The organism is Corynebacterium sp. HMSC074C04 (assembly GCF_001838295.1).
In the GTDB taxonomy this organism is placed as follows: Bacteria; Actinomycetota; Actinomycetes; order Mycobacteriales; family Mycobacteriaceae; genus Corynebacterium; species Corynebacterium amycolatum.
Map to the genome: position 1 here is coordinate 183,915 of NZ_KV836272.1, position 16,064 is coordinate 199,978.

The window sequence follows — 16,064 nt, forward strand, 5'->3', positions numbered from 1 at the left end:
TTTCCCACAGATCTCCTTTTTCCGTATCTGCGGAAAGCGCGGCGAGCGCCATGCGAAGGTCTCCAGGGGGAATCTGCCCCAGCTCACGACGAAGGCGACCGGAGGATCCTCCATCGTCGGCAACTGTGACCACCGCTGTGACATGGTCCGCAACTTGACGGTCAGCTCTCAGCGTGGCAAATAGACCATGACCGCCGCCCAGACTGGTAATTGATGTCAATTTCTACACCTCCACGGAAACCGCTAATTGCGGTCAATATCGCGGTGGACGACGTTGACGTTGATCCCGGAAACTCCCTCGAGCTTCTTAGCCAGCGCCTCCGACATGGCCACACTTCGGTGGTGGCCTCCGGTGCATCCCACAGCGATAGTCATAAAACCCTTGCCCTCACGCCGGTAACCGGGCAAAACCAATTCAATCAAGTTTGTGACGTTGTCCAAGAACCCCTGAGACTCCGGTTGGGACAGTACGTAGTCGGCCACTGCTTTGTTGGTACCACGGCCCGCACGCAGCTCAGGTACCCAATAGGGGTTGGGGAGAAAACGGACGTCGAAAAGCATGTCGGCATCGCGCGGTGCACCGTGCTTAAACCCGAAGGACTCGATGGTAATCTGTTGAATCTTGCTAGCGGTATCCGACAGCTGATGCTCTAACTCACGGCGCAAATCGTGCACGCTCATGTCAGAGGTATCCACTACCAAATCCGACATGCCCTTTATGGGCAGCAGCATCTGACGTTCAGCTGCAATACCCTGTGAAAGCGTGCCATTTTCCTGCAGCGGATGTGTGCGGCGGACTGAGTCGTAGCGGGCGATGAGGGTGTCGTCGTTAGCATCGAAGAAGATGACATAGGGCTGGCGCCCCTCATTGCGGAGTCCGTCGAGCACCTCCCCCAAACTGCCCGCGAATGCGCGCGAGCGAACGTCGGTGACGATAGCGAGGCGCTCTACTGGAGAGTCCGCCTCAAACGACAACTCGACCATGCGCATAATCAACTCCGGGGGCAGGTTGTCTGCGACATACCAGCCCATCTCCTCCAAGACGCTGGCGGCCGTATTGCGTCCGGAACCGGACATGCCGGTAATCAGCACAAGTGACTTTTCAGCCTGAGGGGAATAACCCGAAGTAATCATGCCAATACTCTAATACAATTTCGGCCAACCGCTCTCGGTTTTACTAGCGGAAGTAAACCCGCTAGCACTGTTTCAAGTGCGGTTTTAGCCACTTGTTTACCTACTTCTACGCCTATTCTCCGGTACCGACATCCGAGTTTGGTTCTGAGGATTTTTCGTCTGGGTGGAGGTAATCGTAGACAGTTTTCGCGAGCGTCGGCCCGAAACCAGCTACCTCTTCTATCTGCCCGACGCTGGCCTTTTTCAGCGCCGCAACGGAGCCAAAGTGTTTGACCAACTCACTGCGGCGTGCTGGCCCCAGCCCTTTAATGCCATCGAGTACCGAAGAGCGCATGCGCTTAGAGCGCTGCTGACGGTGATAAGTAATGGCAAAGCGGTGCGCCTCATCACGAATTCGCTGGATAAGGTACATCGCTTCCGAATTGCGCGGCAGAATGAGTGGCTCATCATCGTCGGGAATCCACAGCTCTTCTAAGCGCTTGGCAATACCCACGAGCGTCACATCGGTGACCTCGAGTTCATCGAGGACTGCCTGAGCGGCTGCGACCTGCGGTGCACCACCGTCGACAATGAACAACTGTGGCGGGTAGGCAAATTTGCGGCTACTCCTCGAATGCTCATCGACGGCATCAGTCGTCTCTTCGACGAACATTTCGCTGGCATCATCGGGCATGGCGAGCTTGTCCTCGTTATGGCGCAGAAAACGACGGCGCACCACCTCAGCAATGGAGCCGACGTCGTCGGAGCGACCGTCACCCGCTGCATCCTTGATACGGTAGCGGCGATAGTCGGACTTCTTCGGCAATCCGTCCTCGAAGACCACCAACGAGGCCACCACATCGGTGCCTTGAATATGCGAGATGTCAGTGCATTCGATACGCAGCGGCGCTTCATCCATAAACAGCGCGTCCTGAAGTTCGGAGAGAGCCTGCGATCGAGTAGTTAGATCTCCACTTCGCTTTAGTTTGTGCTGGCGTAGCGCTTCAGCTGCATTTTTCTGCACGGTCTCCATGAGTGTCCGCTTGTCACCGCGCTGCGGGACCCGAATGTCCACATTGGTGCCACGAATATCGGCCAAAAATGCAGCAACCTCGTCAAGATCGTCGGGCGTGGCCTGGACGAGAATTTCGCGTGGCACAACTTGGGCAGCAGTGGTCGATTCATCGCCGTCGACATCCGCGTGCTTGGCGGCATCGCCATAGAACTGTGTCAGGAACTGCGTTAGCAGCCCACCCAAGCTGGGGTCTGTCTCTCCCTCTCGAAACTCTGTAGTCGCGTATTCGCCGGACTTCTCCACTACCCAGCCGCGCTGACCGTAAATACGTCCTGCTCGAACGTGGAAAATCTGCACGGCCGCTTCCAGTTCGTCGGTTGCTAGCGCAATAAAATCGGCATCGGCGGCGTCGGAAAGCACGACTGACTGCCGCTCCATGACCTTGTCGATGGCAGCGAGGTTGTCGCGCAGGCTCGCGGCGCGCTCAAAGTCTAACTCGGCGGCAGCTTCCTCCATTTCCTTCTTCAAGCGCCTGGTGACCGGACCCGTATTCCCGGACATGAAGCTGGTAAAACCACGGACAATTTCGCGGTGTTCTTCGGCACTGACACGGCCGACACAAGGCGCCGAGCATTTGTCGATATAGCCGAGCAAACAGGGCCGTCCCAGGGCCTGCTGCCGGTTGAAGACTCCCCTGGAACAAGTGCGGGCCGGGAAAACTCGTGTAAGCAAGTCGAGGGTTTCTCGGATGGCCCACGCGTGTGAATAGGGGCCGAAATAACGCACGCCATTCCGGCGCGGTCCTCGGTAGAGAAACAGCCGCGGGTACAGCTCGCCGACGCTGACGGCCAACATCGGATACGACTTATCGTCGCGGTACATCACGTTGAACCGCGGATTAAAGCGCTTGATCCAGGTGTACTCCAACTGCAGCGCTTCGACCTCATTGTGGACAACAGTCCACGTCACCTTCGAAGCGGACTGCACCATCTGGCGGGTGCGGGGATGCAGCCGAGTTAAGTCCTGGAAGTAGTTAGACAGACGCGCACGGAGATTCTTCGCCTTGCCGACGTAGAGAACGCGTCCGGTTGAATCGAGAAAACGGTACACCCCCGGCTCCGTGGGAATGGTGCCGGGGGCGGGACGGTACTGAGAAGGGTCAGTCACTTACGGTGTCCTTAAAACATGTCCTTGGGTTAATCCTCCGGCATGAACTTGTCTTCAAGTTCACGGAACCGGCGGATGTCTTCCACGACGCGGCTGCCGTCGGCTGACTGGAGCGCGAGCATCGGCACAAACTCAAAGTCTGGCAGCTCCAAGCGAGCCCAGCGGGACTTCTTTGGAAAACTCAGGCCGTAGACATCGACCCACGGGTAGAACTTCGCATTGAGCAGATTGCGGACTTCCACGCCCGTGGCATTTACGCGAACGCGAGCCCGAGTCAGCAGCAGGATTACCCCGGCGATGATCAAACCAATCATTGGGAAAGCCAGCTGGTCAATAGTCGTCACCGAAGCGCCGGTGTTACCAAAGTCCACCACGATGCCCATGAAGATATGGATAGCGAAGACTACAACTGCAGCGATAATCGCCCACAGACGCAGCTTTTGCGAGGTGATTTCCAATAGCCATTTGTCTTCACTACCGGTGTCGACGGCAGTCGAATTGCTGTGGCGTTCGGAGTTACCCATTCTTACTCAGCTCCACCTTCACGAAGAGACTTCAACACGGCGACGGTATGCAGCGCTGCGGCCATGGCCTCGCGACCTTTATTCTCCACAGCTCCCTCACCGCCGGCACGATCAATTGCCTGCTGCTCAGTGTTGCAGGTCAATACACCATTGCCAACAGGTGTCTCACAGTCCAGTGCAATCCGCGTCAGCCCCTCAGTCACCGAGTCGCAGACATAGTCGAAGTGCGGCGTACCACCGCGGATAACGCATCCCAGCGCCACCACGGCGTCGTGAGTTCGCGCGAGCTGCTGTACCACAACCGGAATCTCCAGAGCACCGACGACAGTCACATCCGTGACTACAGCGCCGGCCTCCTCAGCCTGTGCCAGCGCTTCACGACGAAGCTGCCCAGTAATCTCCTCGTTCCAGTGAGAGGTGACCAGACCGACGGTCACACCAGTGGAATCGGGAACGGTAATTTCAGGAAGACCTGCGCCACTCATCTACTGTGCTCCTTCTGTCGAAATGCCGTGGGTCTCCATGTACTCATCCAACCAAGGAAGTTCATGGCCCATGCGTTCGCGCTTTGTCAACAAGTATTTCAAGTTATCCTCGTTGACCTCAACTGGCACCGGTACCCGGCGGCTCATCTCCAGTCCATAACCACCTAGGCCGGCGCGCTTGGTCGGATTGTTCGTCAGCAGCGCCATAGAGGTGACCCCAAGATCCTGCAGAATCTGTGCACCAGTGCCGTACTCGCGGGCGTCCGACGGCAAACCGAGTGCGAGATTGGCATCAACGGTGTCAGCGCCTTCATCTTGCAGGTGGTAGGCCTGCAGCTTCGGCATCAGACCAATGCCTCGGCCTTCGTGACCGCGCATGTAGAGAATGACGCCGCGCCCTGCCTCGTGGACCATGCGCATGGAGTTGTGCAGCTGTTGACCGCAGTCACAGCGGCGAGATCCCAATGCGTCGCCGGTGAGGCATTCGGAGTGCACACGCACGAGGACTTCCTGGCCATTGTTGGAAGACACATCCCCCACAACGAGAGCGACATGCTCGACACCGTCGATAAGGCTGCGGTAACCAATGGCACGGAACTCGCCGTAGTCGGTCGGCAGCTTGGTTTCGACAACGCGCTCAATCAAGTGTTCGTTGTGGCGACGGTATTCGATGAGCTGCTCGATGGAAATCAGCGCTAAATCGTGGTCGTCGCAGAAGCGACGTAGTTCCTCCGCGCGCGCCATGCTGGTCGGGTCTTCCTCGGAGACAACCTCACACAGCACACCGGCAGGACGAAGCCCTGCCAGGCGGGCGAGATCGACCGCAGCCTCGGTGTGGCCGGCACGGATGAGGACGCCACCATCGCGAGCTCGCAACGGAACCACGTGTCCCGGTCGGGTGAAATCGTGCGGGCTGGACGTGGGGTCAGCCAGAGTACGAATGGTGTTCGCACGATCTGTGGCGGAAATACCGGTCGTACCGGTGTTGGCATCCACGGTCACTGTGTATGCGGTACCGCGGGCATCCTCATTCTCCGACACCATCGGTGGCAGATTCAGACGCTCGCAGTCCTCGGCGGTCAGCGGTGCACAGATGTAACCAGAGGAATAGCGAACCATAAAGGCAACAAGTTCAGGCGTTACCTTCTCTGCGGCGAAGATGATGTCGCCCTCGTTCTCACGATCTTCATCGTCGACGACGACCACGGCCTTACCGGCTGCGATGTCCGCAATGGCCCGTTCAACAGAATCGAACTTAATCACAGTCTTGTAGCTTATCTTTCCAACATTTTCTCGACGTACTTGGCTAGCACATCGACTTCCAAATTGACCTTGGTGCCTACTGCGGTTGAACCAATAACGGAGTCCGTCAGCGTCGTCGGTATCAGGCTGACCTCAAAGAACCCCTCGCCTACTGCAGAGACAGTCAACGAGGTGCCATCCACGGCAATTGAGCCCTTTTCCACGACATACTTGGAGAGCTGCTTCGGCAGAGAAATCCGCACTACTTCCCAGCGTTCCCCTGGCGTGCGCGAAATAACCTCGCCGGTGCCATCGATATGTCCCTGCACGATATGGCCGCCGAGGCGTTGCCCTACTGCGGTTGCACGTTCGAGGTTGACCTTGGAACCGACCTCAACCTGGCCGAGACTCGACCTATCCAGAGTCTCTTGCATGAGATCAGCGGTAAAGAAGTCATTGTCAAACTCCACGACGGTCAAACAAACGCCATTGACAGCAATGGAGTCACCGTGGTGCACGTCGTCAAGCACGGTGGTCGCGCGAATGGTCAGCGTAATGGAATCGGCTTCGCGGTGGATTTCGCGAATTTCGCCGAGTTCCTCAACAATTCCCGTAAACATAGTGGTCAGGAAAATCCTTTAACATTTGTTATAAATTGAAAGATTTTTACAAAATTAACTCTAGCCGGTCTACCCGCGATCTTTGCCACTGCGGAGTGCCGTGATCAAAATGTCATCCCCCAGAGTCTCTACCGCGGCGGTACGGAAACGGGAGATGTCAGTGATGGTGGTCTCGTGGTTGGCCGATGTCACTGGCAGACCAGCGCCGAGAAAGGCCGGGGCAATATAGGACTCAATCGCGTCGACAGCATCGGCTTCTAAGAAAGCGCTGGCGAGCCGTGGACCGCCTTCTACCAGCACGTCAATAAGCCCCATATCCGCCATTGTCTCCAGCGCCACTTCCACATCGTGAGTGCGAATGTGGCGGAAGTTATCACCACGGATATTCGCATCGGCGGCGACCTCCGAAGTGCCAATCGCGATGCGCAGAGGTTGCGTTGACAGCTCCTCGCCGTCTGGTGTGCGCGCGGTCAATCGCGGATTGTCGGCGAGCACTGTTCCCGTTCCGACGACAATCGCTTGCCGACGTGCACGATCAACATGTACCCGTGCCCGCGCCTGCTCCCCCGTGATCCACTGCGAGGTGCCGTCGGTAGCGGCGGCGAAACCATCGAGTGTGCCCGCCGTCTTCAGCGTGATGTGTGGGCGCCGAGTGCGCTGCCAGTGTAACCATGGCCGTAAGTAGCCGGCGGTTACTCGGTCACGCTGGAATTCTTCAACGACCTCGATGTCCTTATAGCGCAACCATTCGCTGCCGCCAGCGGCCACGGGATTAGGATCGGCGACCGCAAATATGACGCGGGAAACACCGGCTGCCGCAAGTGCCTCGGTGCACGGTGGTGTACGGCCGATATGATTGCACGGCTCGAGTGTGACCACTGCAGTGCCACCCTGAGCTCGTGGCCCCGCCATCTCCAATGCCTGTGGCTCTGCGTGCCGCCCGCCTACAGGCTCAGTTCCGGCCACACCTACCGCGATCCCTGCGGTATCGAGAATGACGCAACCAATCGGTGGATTGGGATAGGTGGTGCCTTGAACCCGCTGGCCGGCTTCTATGGCCAATGCCATAGCTTGGGCGTCAGTCAGCGGCTGTGCGGAGACGAGATCCGGAAACTGTGCCACCGTTTCTCACCGCCGTCTACTTAGTTGCAGCAGCGGTGGCCAATGCGCGCAGCTCATCGACAGCCGCCGCACGATCATCAGCGCCGAAAACGGCCGACCCTGCAACGAAGGCATCGCAACCGGCGGCGGCAGCGGATTCGATGGTCTTGGCGGAGATACCACCGTCAATCTCGATCAGAGTATCCAGACCTTCGGCATCAATGCGTTCACGTAGCTTCTCGACCTTGGCCAGCTGATCCGGCATAAAGGACTGGCCCCCGAAACCGGGCTCGACACTCATGACCAGCACCTCGTCGAATTCGGCGAGGTGATCCAGCCACGGCTCAATTGGGGTACCCGGGCGCAGTGAGAACCCGGCCTTCACGCCCTGGGAACGAATGTGGCGTGCCAGTGCGATGGCATCGTCGGCGGCTTCCACATGGAAGATAACGGAGCTCGCCCCCGCCTTAATGTAGGTGTCGACCCACTTCTCCGGGTTTTCAATCATGAGATGGACATCCAAGTACTTGTCCGTCACCGCAGCTACGGCCTCCAGCACCGGAGCGCCGAAGGACAGGTTGGGAACGAAGTGGCCATCCATGACGTCGATATGTAGCCAATCTGCATTGGCTACAGCCTCAACCTCGCGGTCGAGGCGAGCGAAGTCAGCAGCGAGAATGGACGGGGCAATAATTGGTGCGCTCATAACCTCTGAGCCTAGTCGTTCTTGCGCAAAACTGAGAAGAACATCGCATCGGTCCCGTGGCGGTGTGGCCACATCTGCACAGATGGATACGGTCCGACATCAGTCATCGGCGCTACCAACTCGTGTGCACTCAGCTCAGTCACCGGTAATTCCGTCACTGCCCTGTCGACAATGCCCCTGGTTTCCCGCAGATGCGGCGAACACGTGGAATAGACGATGATGCCACCCGGCCGTGCAAGACGCACAGCTTCGCTGAGCAGTTCAAACTGCAGCGTAGTCAACGAGTTCAGATCGGACGGCGACTTCCGCCAGCGCGCTTCCGGGCGACGGCGGAGCGAGCCCAAGCCAGAGCACGGCGCGTCTACCAAGATGCGGTCAAAGCCTGTCTCGAGCCCGGTATCACGACCATCCGCAACCGTTACAGTCACTGGTAGCCCGGTAGTAGCCTTCTTCACCAGTTCTGCGCGAGTCGCCGATACCTCAACAGCATCGAGCTTCGCGCCCTCAATAGCTGCAATGCCGCCGATGAAAGCTGACTTACCACCGGGGCCGGAACACAGATCTAACCAGCGGCCGCTGTCTTCACCGGCAACGGGTGCCATGGTGACGGCACGCGCAATGAGCTGAGAACCCTCGTCCTGCACCGCAGCCAAACCCTGTCGGACCGGCTCCAACTCTCCTGGGGCACCGGAGTCCAAGCGCACGCAGTACGGCGACCACTGTCCCTCTTCACCGCCAGTGATCAGTGCCAATTCTTCAGCAGTAATCTCGCCCGGACGAGCGACCAAGTGCACCAGCGGGCGGGCATCGTCGGCAGCGAGTGCCTGCTGCAGCTCACCGGCTTGTGCACCGAGTGCGCGGGCAAACTCCATAGCAATCCAGCGCGGGTGGGCATGCTTCATTGCCACGTAGCCAATCGGATCGGTCGCGGGATCCGGCGCAATCTCAGCCACCCATTCGCTTTCGGTCTTCGAGGAGACCTTCCTCAAAATGGCATTGACAAAGCCGCGCGCGCCAGGTCCCGCCACCTTCGCCACTGCCCGCACCGAGGTATCGACCGCTGCGTAGGCGTCGACGCGCGTACGCAGCAGCTGGTACGTGCCCAGGCGTAGCACGTCCATCACCGGTCCAGCAATATCGCTTAACGGGCGTGACGACGATGCCTCAATCACGGCGTCCAACAGGCCTTCCGCCCGCAGTGTGCCGTACGTCAGCTCCGTTGCAAAAGCAGCATCCCGCCCCTTGAGCTTGTGTGTCTTCAGCAACTTGGGCAGCAGCAGGTTTGCGTAAGCATCCTTCTCGCGAACGTCAGCTAGTACCTTCAGCGCGACCTTGCGTGGCTGGTCAATGCCACCGCGATTATCCCCTCCTCGGGTGTCACGGTTACGGTTGCGGTCATCGCGGTTCTGTCCGCCGCGGTTGCTGCGCTGCCGTCCGCCACCGGTGTGGCGGGGTTTGTCGTTGTCCATTTACTCGCAGACCTTTCCGCCGGGTTGGCTACCTCGCGCCCAGTCGGACGCATCCATCATCTTCTTACCCTGTGGCTGCACCTTCACCAGCTGCACATAGCCATCGGCACAACGCACGGATACCCGGTGTTTCTCCACTACCAACTCACCTGGTGTGGCGGCTGCCACCTCTGGAGCAGCTGCCTTTCGCACCTCGTCGACCGCAGCGCTGTCCTCGTCGGAAAGCGGGGTGAGCTCTCCGACCTTCAAACGTGAGCCGTCGAGGGTCGTCCACGCACCTGGAGCAGGCGTGAACGCGCGAGCGCGGCGGTCGAGAAGATGTCGCGGCTGAGTCCAAACGATTCGGGCATCCTCCGGCCCGAACTTAGCGGCGTAGCTGACGTCCTGTTCCGGCTGAGCAGTCGGACGCAACGCACCTGCTTCGATGCCGTCCATGGTGGCGGTTAGAAGATCCGCACCGGAGAATGCGAGGCGGGTCAAAAGGTCGTCGGCATTATCGGTCGAGCGAATCGCTTCGGTGACGGTACCGAAAACTGGTCCGGTATCCAGGCCCTTTTCAATTCGGAAGGTACTGGCACCCGTGACTTCGTCGCCAGCGGCGATAGCTGCCTGCACCGGCGCGGCACCTCGCCAAGCAGGAAGCAGTGAGAAATGCAGATTTACCCAGCCGTGCGTCGGTACATCGAGCAACTCCTCCGGCACGAGATTGCCGTAGGCGACGACCGGGATGCAGTCGGCGTTTAGTTCGCGGATCTGCTGTTGGATTTCCGCATCGCGCAGGGTAGTCGGGGTGAGAACGGGAATGTCGTGTTCCAAGGCCAGAGCCTTCACCGGCGAGGGCGAAAGCGACTTACCGCGGCCACGGCGGGCATCGGGGCGAGTGAGAACAGCAACGATCTCATGGTGGGAGTCTTCGAGTAACTTCTTCAGTGCAACGACAGCGGGTTCCGGGGTTCCGGCAAAAATCAGGCGCACAGTAAGTGAATTCCTTCCTGGTGGACCTAGTTGTTCTAGTTAATCTAGTGATGAAACTCGGGGCGCCACGCCCGGGGGGGGCTAGGCGCAGGTGAGTTAACCGCGGTTGAGGAACCATTCCTGCTCACGCAGAGAGCGCATCGCGGTCTTGCGCTCGTCGCCCTCGAGACGCTTCAAAAACAGCACACCGTCCAGGTGGTCGCTTTCATGCTGCACGCAGCGAGCCAGCAGATCGTCAGCTTCGAAGCTCACCGGTGTGCCGTGGCGATCCTGGCCAGTAACGCGCACACGTGCGTGCCGAGTCACGGGTCCATTAATCCCCGGGATAGACAGGCATCCTTCGATTTCGTGGACAGTCTCATCGCCGATGGCTTCCCATTCTGGATTGACGATGTGCCCGCGGGTGCCATTGCAGTCGTAGACGAAGACGCGCTGCAGCACGCCAACCTGGTTTGCTGCGAGCCCGACACCCTGTTGCTCGTCCATGGTGTCGAACATGTCATCAATCAGGTGCGACAGCGTCGCGTCGAAATCAGTGACGGTTTCCGCCTTGGACAGCAACACCGGATCGCCGAAAAGACGTACCTCACGAACTGCCATGAACTTAGAGCCTCCAAGAAAACTGGTGTGAATCAAGCAATAACGCGTTCATTTTAGCAGCTAGCCGAAATTAATCGGATCGACGACAACGCGCACCGGCGTCGGGTCCTTCCTAGTCGCGCGAACGACCTGTGCTGCCTTCAACGCCGCTCCCACTGCCCGTGCTTGACGACGGTCACAGCGAATCAACATCCGCTGAATAGGTGTACCCGGCTCCACGCCCGCTGGTGGCCTGGCGTTGCGGGGAAGGTCTACCGGCCCCAGAATTTCCGCACCCGATGGGACTTCCAGGGACTCCATGAAGTTACGCAGGCCCTCTTCAGTCCCATCCACCGCTGCCACGTGAAAGGCCGGAGGCAGAGCGGCAGCTGTGCGGTCGGCCAATTCCCTGTTCGCAGCGCCTACCGCGTCCCATGCCAGAAGATCGGCCACAGTCGGGACTGCAGCATCCGCATCGATAACCACCGCCCCGCCTTGCTCCCGCGGACGGGCAAGCGTGACAGCCCGAGACCAATGCGCATAGGCCTCTTCATGAGCGCGCAAGTCCTGCCGGCCAAGCATCGCCCAAGTGTCCAGCAGCATCACTGCACCGTAGCCCTCCGGCGAATAAGGCTCGGCTCCCGGCGTGGCCACCACGACCCTCGGGCCTTCGGGAATGTCGTCAACAATGCGTTCTCCAGAGGAAGCGATGACCGGGAATGGACTGAAAATACGGCCAAACTCCTCTGCCGTACGTTCACTGCCGACCACGACCGGCCGAATCTTGGTGGAACCGCAGCTATGGCAACGGTGGTGAATGTCAATACGACCACACCACCGACACGTCGGTGGTGCCGGGTCGTCCGGGCTATCGGACGGTGGAATTCCCAGTGGACCATTACACCAGCGACAGCGCGCAGGCGCGCCACAGGAGCGGCACGACAGTGTCGGCACATATCCCTTGCGAGGTACCTGGACCAGGATCGGAAGCTCTTCGCGCAGCGCGGCCTTTGCCCGTCGAAAAGCGATGGCAGGAAGGCGTCCCCTACTGACGTCATCCGGGTCTTCGGAAGTGTCCGTCGAGGCAATCATCTCCGGCATGGACTCAGCCAGGGTGTCAGTTCCCGCGACCAGATTGTGCGCCCAACCTGAGGAGACGAGCAGCTGCACCTCGGCTGTACGGCTATACGACGCAAAGATGAGAGCGCATCCTTCCTGCGCACTACGCGTCACCAACACCTCGCGAGAGTGCACGTAGGGTGCGCGGGGATCCACGAGGTTGTCATCGCCATCATCGACAATCACTGCTAAACGCAGATTCTTCACTGGCGCGTATGCTGCCGAACGCGTGCCGACGACTATGCGCCCCTGGCCGTGAAGGATATCCAGGTAGCGGCGATAGCGGGACTCGGGACCGAGGCCAGCCCCGAGAAGAGTGAGCTGACGGGCAGAAATAAGCTCGCGAAAAGCGCTCTCAAAGCGCGCCTGTGTGCGTGCGTCCGGCACAATGATGAGAACACCGCCACCATCGCGCGCGACCGAAACGCTGAGTGCGCCGAGCATGGTTGCCACCTGTTCGCCTGGAACTGGCTGCCACGCTGCGCGTGCCGGGGCACCCTTGCGGACGGAATCGACAAAGGATTCGCCGAAGACATAGTTGCCCCAAGCGGAAAGGTCCGGATCTTCGGTGGCAAGCTTTCCCAACTCCTCCCACGTCGGGGGCATGTTCTCCTTGCGAGCACGTTCGGCCCGTGCATGACGGGTTGGGATGGCGGAGCGAATGATGTTTGAGCGCGTTGCGCCGTAATACTCCGCCAGAGAATCCACCAACCGTCGAAGCTGAGGCGGATAGACAACCTCAGAGCTGATGACATCCTTGAGATAGGACAGTTTGCCGTCGTGAGTGGGCGTGGTACAGCGCTCCAGCACCAGCGCATTGACCAACTGGCCGTGGAAGCGAATCCGCACGCGGCAACCGACGACCGCTTCCTCCGCTAGCGCGCGCGGAACCAGGTAGTCGAAGGGGCGATCTAACTGCGGCAGCCCCAAAAGCGGAAGCACCCGCGCGACTGGCAGCTTCTCAGCTGCGGCGGCGGGTGCGAAGGGGGCGTCGGTCATAGAGTCTTACTCTACTGCCCTACCCCAGGGTAATGCTGGCGGGTGGTGTTTATCCCAGGCCAGCGGCTGCGCGGAGCTCTTCAACGCGGTTGAGCTGCTCCCACGGCAGGTCCAAGTCAGTTCGGCCGAAGTGACCGTAGGTGGAGGTCTGTGCATAAATCGGGCGCAGCAGGTCCAGGTCACGAATAATAGCGGCCGGACGAAGGTCGAAGACCTTGTTGATAGCCTCGCGGATGGCGTCGTCTGAAACGTGACCAGTGCCGAAAGAGTCGACGTAGAGGCCCACTGGGCGAGCGCGACCGATAGCGTAGGCGACCTGAATCTCGAGGCGGTCAGCCAGACCCGCGGCCACGGCATTCTTCGCAACCCAACGGGTGGCATAAGCGCCGGAGCGGTCCACCTTTGACGGGTCCTTGCCCGAGAACGCGCCGCCACCGTGACGAGCCATACCGCCGTAAGTGTCGACGATAATCTTGCGACCGGTCAGGCCGGCATCGCCCATCGGGCCACCGATAATAAACTGGCCAGAAGGGTTAACCAGCAGCTTCAATTCATCGGTAACAAAACGCTCGCGCAGGTTAGCGTCGTCGAGCACCCAATCGACGACGTGAGTCTTAATCTGCTCGGTGATCCACTCCTGGGTGACGTCCGGGTCGTGCTGCGTGGACACCACAACGGTGTCCAAGTACGCCGGGCTATTGTCTTCGTCGTAAGCGAAGGTGACCTGAGTCTTACCATCCGGTCGAAGCGATGGGATGATCCCTTCCTTGCGTACCTGCGTCAAGCGGCGAGCCAGGCGGTGCGCCAGTGCAATCGGTAGCGGCATATACTCCGGCGTTTCGTTGGTAGCGTAGCCGAACATCAGCCCCTGGTCGCCAGCGCCCTTGAGATCTTCTGCTTCGACTTCTCCACCAGAGCTGCGTGCTTCCAGAGAAGTGTGCACACCGTCGTGGATGTCTGAGGACTGCTCACCGATCGAAATGGAGACACCACAGGTTTTGCCGTCAAAGCCCTTTTCAGAAGAATCGAAACCGATCTCCTTCAATCGACTCCGGACAATACCGGGGATGTCGACGTAGCTTTTCGTGCGAACCTCGCCAACAACATGGACTAAACCGGTAGTCACCACAGTCTCGACGGCGACCATCGATGCAGAATCCTGCGCGAGCATAGCGTCAAGGATGGAGTCCGAAATCGAGTCGCAAATCTTATCTGGGTGCCCCTCGGTAACAGATTCACTGGAAAACAGCCGAAGATTAGAGGCCACGAGCAGTACAACTTTCTTCTAGATTATTTCCCCACCCCTGCGGTGTCGCTGCGGCGTGGGTTTTCGTTTGATTCGATAATTATAGACCAAGCGGTTCAGTCGCCGTAGTAGGCACCGGCTACTCCGCTGGCTGAGGTTCCTGTCGCAGCTCGGAAACTGCATCCAAAATCGAACCGGCCACCGAGAATTTTGAGCCCCGCGGCACGTCCCACTGCTCGCCATCGAGAGACAGCAACCATCCGACATTGTCAGTCGCACCGAAAGTTTGCCCACCCGAGACGTCGTTACACATGAGCAAATCGCAGCCCTTGCGAACAATCTTCTGCTTCGCAAGCTCGAGCGGCGTCGTCGTCTCGTCACCGGTCTCAGCCGCAAAGCCCACCATCGTCGTGGTCGCCGGAATCTCGCCCGCTTTACGACGCTCCACAGTGGTAGCCAAAATATCTGGGTTTTCTACGAGCTGAATGTTGCTCAACGCGTCGTCTGCGACGCCCTTCTTCATCTTGGCCCCAGCGGTCGATGCCGGACGGAAGTCGGCAACGGCGGCGGCAAAAATGCAGACATCGGCCAGCTTGGAGTGTTCGTGCGCGGCCTCGGCCATCTCCAAAGTGGAATCAACCCCTACAACATTCGCGCCCAGCGGTGTCGGCAACTGATCCGTATGTCCTGCCACCACGGTGACCTGAGCGCCACGCTGTGCTGCCATCTCGGCTAGCGCGAAGCCCTGACGACCTGAGGAGTGGTTGCCGATAAAACGTACCGGGTCGATAGCCTCACGGGTGCCACCGGCAGTAATCATGAAGCGTACGCCCTCGAAGTCGCGGCGGAAGTGGCGTGGATTCTCGACCGCTGCCAATGCTAGTGAAACAATCTGCTCTGGCTCCGGCAGGCGACCTGGACCGGTGTCCTTACCAGTCAAACGGCCATGGGCCGGATTGAGGACAATAGTGCCATGGCGACGAAGAGTCGCGACATTATCCCGCGTAGCTGGATGGTTCCACATTTCGGTGTGCATCGCAGGGGCCAACACCACTGGGCAAGTCGCCACAAGCAAGGTTGCGGTGAGCAGGTCGTCGGCACGCCCGTGCGCGGCGCGCGCCATAAAGTCGGCAGTCGCGGGAACCACGACGACGAGGTCGGCCTCCTGCCCCACGCGGACATGCTGAACCTCATCGACTGCGTCAAAAACTGTAGTCGACACCGGGTTCCCCGACAGCGCCTCGAAAGTAGCTGCACCTACAAAGTTCAATGCGGACTCAGTGGGAACGACACGAACATCGTGACCAAGTTCCTTGAAGCCTCGAACAACGTGTGCGGCCTTATATGCAGCGATGCCGCCGGCAACCCCGACGACAACCTTTAAACATTCGGATACGTCAGCATTACCGGCGGCATGCATACAGATATCTCCCCTTAAGGAAATGCTCTAGCCCTCAGTGTGGTCCAGCAGACCAGCGTTGATTTCACGAAGAGCGATGGACAGAGGCTTCTCAGCGACCCCCGGAGTAACCAGCGGGCCAACGTACTCCAGCATGCCTTCGTCAATCTGCTGGTAGTAGTCATTAATCTGGCGTGCACGCTTGGCAGCGAAGATAGCCAGAGCGTACTTCGAAGAAGCCTTACCAAGCAGCTCATCGATCGGCGGGTTGGTAATACCAATTGGCGGGTCGAACACTGCCTCGG

16 protein-coding genes are annotated in these 16,064 nt (G+C 59.2%); all 16 read right to left on the bottom strand.

The annotated features are described in order from the left end of the window. A partial coding sequence (locus tag HMPREF3011_RS11090; protein ID WP_210401642.1) for a 2-phospho-L-lactate transferase CofD family protein occupies window positions 1-220 on the bottom strand: 220 nt, incomplete at its 3' end. 23 nt (window positions 221-243) lie between these two features. Further along, on the bottom strand, window positions 244-1,134 hold the full coding sequence (rapZ, locus tag HMPREF3011_RS05140; protein ID WP_005510809.1) for an RNase adapter RapZ: 891 nt from the start codon (window positions 1,132-1,134) through the stop codon (window positions 244-246). A gap of 112 nt (window positions 1,135-1,246) precedes the next feature. Beyond that, complete coding sequence (uvrC, locus tag HMPREF3011_RS05145; protein ID WP_070841267.1) at window positions 1,247-3,295, bottom strand: excinuclease ABC subunit UvrC; 2,049 nt, start codon at window positions 3,293-3,295, stop codon at window positions 1,247-1,249. Window positions 3,296-3,324: 29 nt separating this feature from the next. Beyond that, window positions 3,325-3,819: a PH domain-containing protein gene (locus HMPREF3011_RS05150; RefSeq protein WP_038628952.1), complete on the bottom strand. Its 495-nt coding sequence runs from the start codon at window positions 3,817-3,819 to the stop codon at window positions 3,325-3,327. Window positions 3,820-3,821: 2 nt separating this feature from the next. Continuing rightward, a complete protein-coding gene (ribH, locus tag HMPREF3011_RS05155) occupies window positions 3,822-4,304 on the bottom strand; it encodes a 6,7-dimethyl-8-ribityllumazine synthase (protein ID WP_038628949.1) in 483 nt (160 codons plus the stop codon). Then, window positions 4,305-5,567, bottom strand: a complete 1,263-nt coding sequence (locus HMPREF3011_RS05160; protein WP_070841268.1) for a bifunctional 3,4-dihydroxy-2-butanone-4-phosphate synthase/GTP cyclohydrolase II — start codon at window positions 5,565-5,567, stop codon at window positions 4,305-4,307. An 11-nt stretch (window positions 5,568-5,578) separates the two neighbouring features. Beyond that, window positions 5,579-6,166 carry a riboflavin synthase gene (locus HMPREF3011_RS05165; RefSeq protein WP_049181010.1) on the bottom strand — a complete coding sequence of 196 codons (588 nt, stop codon included), beginning with the start codon at window positions 6,164-6,166 and terminating at the stop codon, window positions 5,579-5,581. A 69-nt stretch (window positions 6,167-6,235) separates the two neighbouring features. Beyond that, entirely contained in the window at window positions 6,236-7,234 is a 999-nt protein-coding gene (ribD, locus tag HMPREF3011_RS05170; RefSeq protein ID WP_371327187.1) for a bifunctional diaminohydroxyphosphoribosylaminopyrimidine deaminase/5-amino-6-(5-phosphoribosylamino)uracil reductase RibD, read from the bottom strand. 70 nt (window positions 7,235-7,304) lie between these two features. After that, a complete protein-coding gene (gene rpe, locus HMPREF3011_RS05175; protein WP_038628938.1) occupies window positions 7,305-7,973 on the bottom strand; it encodes a ribulose-phosphate 3-epimerase in 669 nt (222 codons plus the stop codon). 11 nt (window positions 7,974-7,984) lie between these two features. Continuing rightward, the gene (locus tag HMPREF3011_RS05180) at window positions 7,985-9,442 is read right to left on the bottom strand and encodes an RsmB/NOP family class I SAM-dependent RNA methyltransferase (RefSeq protein WP_070841269.1); all 1,458 of its coding nucleotides are present in this window, start codon (window positions 9,440-9,442) and stop codon (window positions 7,985-7,987) included. Beyond that, window positions 9,443-10,417 carry a methionyl-tRNA formyltransferase gene (fmt, locus tag HMPREF3011_RS05185; protein WP_049181006.1) on the bottom strand — a complete coding sequence of 325 codons (975 nt, stop codon included), beginning with the start codon at window positions 10,415-10,417 and terminating at the stop codon, window positions 9,443-9,445. Window positions 10,418-10,513: 96 nt separating this feature from the next. Continuing rightward, entirely contained in the window at window positions 10,514-11,017 is a 504-nt protein-coding gene (def, locus tag HMPREF3011_RS05190; RefSeq protein WP_038628930.1) for a peptide deformylase, read from the bottom strand. 60 nt (window positions 11,018-11,077) lie between these two features. Further along, window positions 11,078-13,114, bottom strand: a complete 2,037-nt coding sequence (locus HMPREF3011_RS05195) for a primosomal protein N' (protein ID WP_070841270.1) — start codon at window positions 13,112-13,114, stop codon at window positions 11,078-11,080. 49 nt (window positions 13,115-13,163) lie between these two features. Continuing rightward, a complete protein-coding gene (metK, locus tag HMPREF3011_RS05200) occupies window positions 13,164-14,381 on the bottom strand; it encodes a methionine adenosyltransferase (protein WP_070841271.1) in 1,218 nt (405 codons plus the stop codon). A 118-nt stretch (window positions 14,382-14,499) separates the two neighbouring features. After that, window positions 14,500-15,780 (bottom strand): bifunctional phosphopantothenoylcysteine decarboxylase/phosphopantothenate--cysteine ligase CoaBC, encoded by a 1,281-nt coding sequence (coaBC, locus tag HMPREF3011_RS05205; RefSeq protein ID WP_070432234.1) that lies wholly within the window; start codon window positions 15,778-15,780, stop codon window positions 14,500-14,502. 27 nt (window positions 15,781-15,807) lie between these two features. Next, on the bottom strand, window positions 15,808-16,064 hold a 257-nt coding region (gene rpoZ / locus HMPREF3011_RS05210; protein WP_070841272.1), incomplete at its 5' end, for a DNA-directed RNA polymerase subunit omega.